We start from the raw sequence: 4098 nt of genomic DNA on the forward strand, positions 1-4098 counted from the left end.
CCGGGCAGTGCGCGCGGCCGGGGCGCGCTCGGGCACGGGCGCAGTCGGAGCGGCGCCCGGGGCGCGGTATGATCGCAATGAGTCGAAGTGAGGGGGACTCCCATGGCCGCGCCCCAGGACCCGCGCCACAAGCACGCGATCATCCCACTGCTGGGACCCGCTTTCGTGGCGGCCGTCGCCTACGTCGACCCCGGCAACGTCGCGGCCAACATCACCGCCGGCGCCCGCTACGGGTACCTGCTCGTGTGGGTGCTGGTCGCCTCGAACCTGGCCGCCATGGTCGTCCAGTACCTGTCGGCCAAACTGGGGCTCGTCACCGGCGAGTCCCTGCCCTCCCTGCTGGGCGGCAGGCTCCCCACCGCGGGGCGCATCGCCTTCTGGGCGCAAGCCGAGATCGTCGCCGCCGCCACCGACCTGGCCGAGGTGATAGGCGGGGCGCTCGCCCTCCACCTGCTCTTCGGCGTCCCCCTGGTGTGGGGCGGCGTCATCATCGGCGCGGTGTCGATGGCGCTGCTGCTCATCCAGGGCGGCGGGCGCCAGCGCAGCTTCGAGAACGCCATCATCGCCCTCCTGGTCGTCATCACCCTGGGGTTCCTGGCGGGCCTGGTCGCCTCCCCTCCCGACTGGGGCAGTGTCGCCTGGGGCATGGTCCCCCGCTTCCAGGGCGCCGACTCCGTGCTGATCGCCGCCTCGATGCTGGGGGCCACCATCATGCCGCACGCCGTCTACCTGCACTCCTCGCTGGTGAACGACCACGAGGGCGGCACCATCCCCACCGCCGACGAGCACCACAGCGAAGGGCACCTCAAGCGCCTGCTGCGCGCCACCCGGATCGACATCTACTGGGCGCTGGGCGTGGCGGGCGTGGTCAACACGGGCCTGCTCCTCCTGGCGGCCTCGGCCCTGCAGGGCCAGCAGGGCACCGACACCATCGAGGGCGCGCACGCGGCGATCGCCTCGGCCCTGGGGCCCACCGTGGGCACCGTCTTCGCCGTGGGCCTGCTGGCCTCCGGGCTCGCCTCCACGTCAGTGGGCGCCTACGCGGGCTCCGAGATCATGAACGGCCTCCTCCACATCCGCGTGCCCCTGTGGGCGAGGCGCCTCGTCTCCCTGGTGCCCGCCCTGGCCATCCTGGCGGCGGGCGCCGAGCCGACGTGGGCCCTGGTCGTGTCGCAGGTCGCCCTGTCCTTCGGCATCCCCTTCGCGATCATCCCCCTTGTCTCGCTGACCCGCGACCGCCGCGTCATGGGCGAGCACGCCAACTCCCCGGTGCTCGCTGCGGCCGGAGCCCTCATCGCCGCAGCGATCGTCGTCCTGAACCTGCTGCTCATCTACCTGACGGCGACAGGCCAGGGCTGACCCGGGCGCCCCGCGCACCCACCCGGCATCGGGACGCCCATCGGGGCGAACCGGCTCGTGGCATCTCGGGTGCGGGCTGGTCCGAAATGCGTCTGAGTTTCGTCGTTCTCGGAGGGCTCCGCGCGGGGTTGGTCCGAAATGCGTCTGAGTTCGACGGTTTTGGCCGGATCTGGGTGAATCCGGGCAGACTCAGACGCATTTTGGACCACATGCCCCCCAAGCCCGTTTCCCAGCCCGAGACTCAGACGGATTTCGGACCACCGGCCCACTCGCGCCACCGGGCAACTCGCGCCACCGGGCCGCCGACCACAGGACCACCGCGCGACTGGGGCTCCATCAGCGCGCACCACCACCGGATCAGTAGAAGTCCCGCGCCTGCACTACCCCCGCGAACAACGTCGCACCCTCATACATCTAGAGCGCGAAGAACTGCGTCGGACAATATAAAACCGCACTGGTCAGAGGAATCCAGCCCTTGCGCGCATAACTCGGGCGGAGCGGGCGCCGGAGCAGAGGACTTGGCCAACGATCCACCCGTCTGCGCCCCGAGCAGCAGACTCCCGGGGCGCTGCCCACGGCCAACGGGCGGCGACCGCGCGAATCCTGCGGATCCACCGCGCAGCGCGGCCCCCTCCCACCGCTTCCGGCGGGAGGGGGCCGCGCCCCCGCTCACGCGCGGTGCGACGCCTCGTACTCGGACATGAGGTCGATGCGCCGCTGGTGGCGCGCGTCCCCGGAGAACGGGGTCTCCAAGAAGGCGTCCACCAGCGCCAGGGCCTCCTCGGCGGTGTGCTGGCGCGCGCCCACCGCTATGACGTTCGCGTCGTTGTGCTCGCGGGCCAGGCGGGCCGTCGCGTCGTTCCAGACGAGGGCCGCGCGCACCCCGGCGACGCGGTTCGCCGCCATCTGCTCGCCGTTGCCGGAACCGCCGATGACGACGCCCAGGGAACCGGGCTCGGCGACGACCGCCTCGGCGGCCTCGATGCAGAAGGGCGGGTAGTCGTCCAGGGGCTCGTAGGACAGGGCCCCGTGGTCGACGACGTCGTGGCCCGCCCCGCGCAGGTGGGCCACGACCTTTTCCTTCAGTTCGTATCCGGCGTGGTCGGTGCCGATGTGGACTCGCATATGACACTTCCTCGGGTGATGTGACGATGACACGCGCAAGTATGTCACACATCACCCATGCGCACCCGCCCGCGAAGGCTGGTACACTGTTGCGCGCCGCCCCGATAGCTCAGTGGATAGAGCGTTCGCCTCCGGAGCGAAAGGCCGCAGGTTCGAATCCTGTTCGGGGCACTCTCAGCGCCCGCCGCCCTGCCCGTCCGGATCCGGGTAGAAGATGTCCTCGATACACTTGCCGAAGACGGAGGCGATCTTGAAGGCGAGCCCCAGGGACGGGTCGTACTTCCCGTTCTCGATGGCGATGACCGTCTGGCGGGAGACCCCCAGGGAAGCCCCGAACTCCGCCTGGGTCCAGCGCTGCTCCGAGCGCAGCTCCTTCACGTTGTTCCTCATCAGCGGTACCTCCGTTGCAGAACGGCCATGCACAGGCCCCACGCTGACATGAGGACGACGAACGCGGCGATGAACGGGACGCGGACCGCGCCGACGAGGTCCAGAATGCCGGCCGTCGCCAGGAGCGGCGCCGAGACCGTGAACGCCAGTCCCGCGGATTCGATGAGGAGTTTGCGGGGGAACTCGTCGGCCTCGGCCCAGTAGGCGCACACCGCCCAGACGATGATGCCGATGGCGGGGACGACGAGCAGGATGGACCAGGGTTTCGCGGGTTCGGGCAGCACTCCTGCGAGTGCCAGCGCGGCGGCGAGCAGCGCCACGTAGACGGCCATGCCCACTCCGAAGCGGATCAGATAACGGCGCTGTGCGGGTTCCATGTCTTTAGTGTCCCTCATTTCTTCGTATACGCGGATTGCGGTTGCGGACGCGGCGCGGAGGACCGGGCGCCTTCGGCTCCCAGTCCCTCGCGGTCGATGACGGTCACAGTGCCATCATGAGGATCGGCAGGCCCAGGAAGAGCAGGTCGAGCATCCAGTGGGCGATGACCGTGGGCATCGTGCGCTTCCAGGCCATCATGAGGGCCCCGAAGAAGAGTCCCGCGATGAGGGTCGTGACCAGCTTGGCGACGGCCGCCTCGGGCGATGAGAGCGCGAACCCGAGGTGCTGCAGGGAGAAGGCGAGGGCCGGGACCACCAGCGCCATCCCGGCGCCGAAGCGGACTCCGATCCGGGGCTGCAGGTATCCGCGGTAGAGGCCCTCCTCGGCCAGCGCGATGGTCAACGGCATGACGGCGAAGCACAGCAGGCCCGCCCACATCGGCAGGCGCGCGCTCATGGCGCCCATCGGCGGCGCCCCGTGGTAGGCGATCAGGTTCCCGATGAAGGAGGCGACGAACCAGACGACCACCGTGCCGATGAAGGCGAGGAGCCCCCACCCGATGTCCCTGAGCAGGAACGGGCGGTACAGGTCGGCCAGCGACCGGCCCTCCCTGCGCATGAGGAGGGCGAGCATGGCCAGGGTGAGGACGTCGATGAGGACGGTCGCGGGGCTGATCCAGATGAGGGAGCCGCTGGCGGCCAGGGCGGCGCCTGCGAGCAGGATCGCTCCGCCGCGCGCGAGGGCCGCGAGCGCGAGCCTGCCCAGCGGGACCGTGGGAGCCGGGGCGGTGGTGGGAACGGCAGGGGCCGGGGAGGCCCACTGCGCGCCGGCCGTGGCGCCAGCGAC

The 4098-nt window shown here is 70.5% G+C and carries 5 protein-coding genes and 1 tRNA gene; 2 read left to right on the forward strand and 4 right to left on the reverse strand.

The window, feature by feature from the left end; translation table 11 throughout:
• Positions 1-102: 102 nt before the first annotated feature.
• The gene (locus BH719_RS03150; RefSeq protein ID WP_009743297.1) at positions 103-1359 is read left to right on the forward strand and encodes an Nramp family divalent metal transporter; all 1257 of its coding nucleotides are present in this window, start codon (positions 103-105) and stop codon (positions 1357-1359) included.
• Positions 1360-2028: 669 nt separating this feature from the next.
• Here BH719_RS03150 and BH719_RS03155 read toward each other — a convergent pair.
• Complete coding sequence (locus BH719_RS03155; RefSeq protein WP_009743299.1) at positions 2029-2484, reverse strand: ribose-5-phosphate isomerase; 456 nt, start codon at positions 2482-2484, stop codon at positions 2029-2031.
• Positions 2485-2582: 98 nt separating this feature from the next.
• Between BH719_RS03155 and BH719_RS03160 the strand changes: the two genes are divergently transcribed.
• Positions 2583-2655, forward strand: a tRNA-Arg gene (locus tag BH719_RS03160).
• Between the two features lie 3 nt (positions 2656-2658).
• Here the strand turns inward: BH719_RS03160 and BH719_RS03165 are convergent.
• The 3 genes from BH719_RS03165 to BH719_RS03175 form a co-directional block, all read right to left on the reverse strand.
• Positions 2659-2874 carry a helix-turn-helix transcriptional regulator gene (locus BH719_RS03165; RefSeq protein WP_009743300.1) on the reverse strand — a complete coding sequence of 72 codons (216 nt, stop codon included), beginning with the start codon at positions 2872-2874 and terminating at the stop codon, positions 2659-2661.
• Positions 2874-3251 carry a hypothetical protein gene (locus BH719_RS03170; RefSeq protein WP_050790614.1) on the reverse strand — a complete coding sequence of 126 codons (378 nt, stop codon included), beginning with the start codon at positions 3249-3251 and terminating at the stop codon, positions 2874-2876. The genes BH719_RS03165 and BH719_RS03170 overlap by 1 nt, the downstream gene beginning before the upstream one ends.
• A gap of 103 nt (positions 3252-3354) precedes the next feature.
• On the reverse strand, positions 3355-4098 hold a 744-nt coding region (locus tag BH719_RS03175; RefSeq protein WP_009743302.1), incomplete at its 5' end, for a CPBP family intramembrane glutamic endopeptidase.

This window comes from Pauljensenia hongkongensis, from assembly GCF_001746855.1.
GTDB classification, from domain to species: domain Bacteria; phylum Actinomycetota; class Actinomycetes; order Actinomycetales; family Actinomycetaceae; genus Pauljensenia; species Pauljensenia hongkongensis.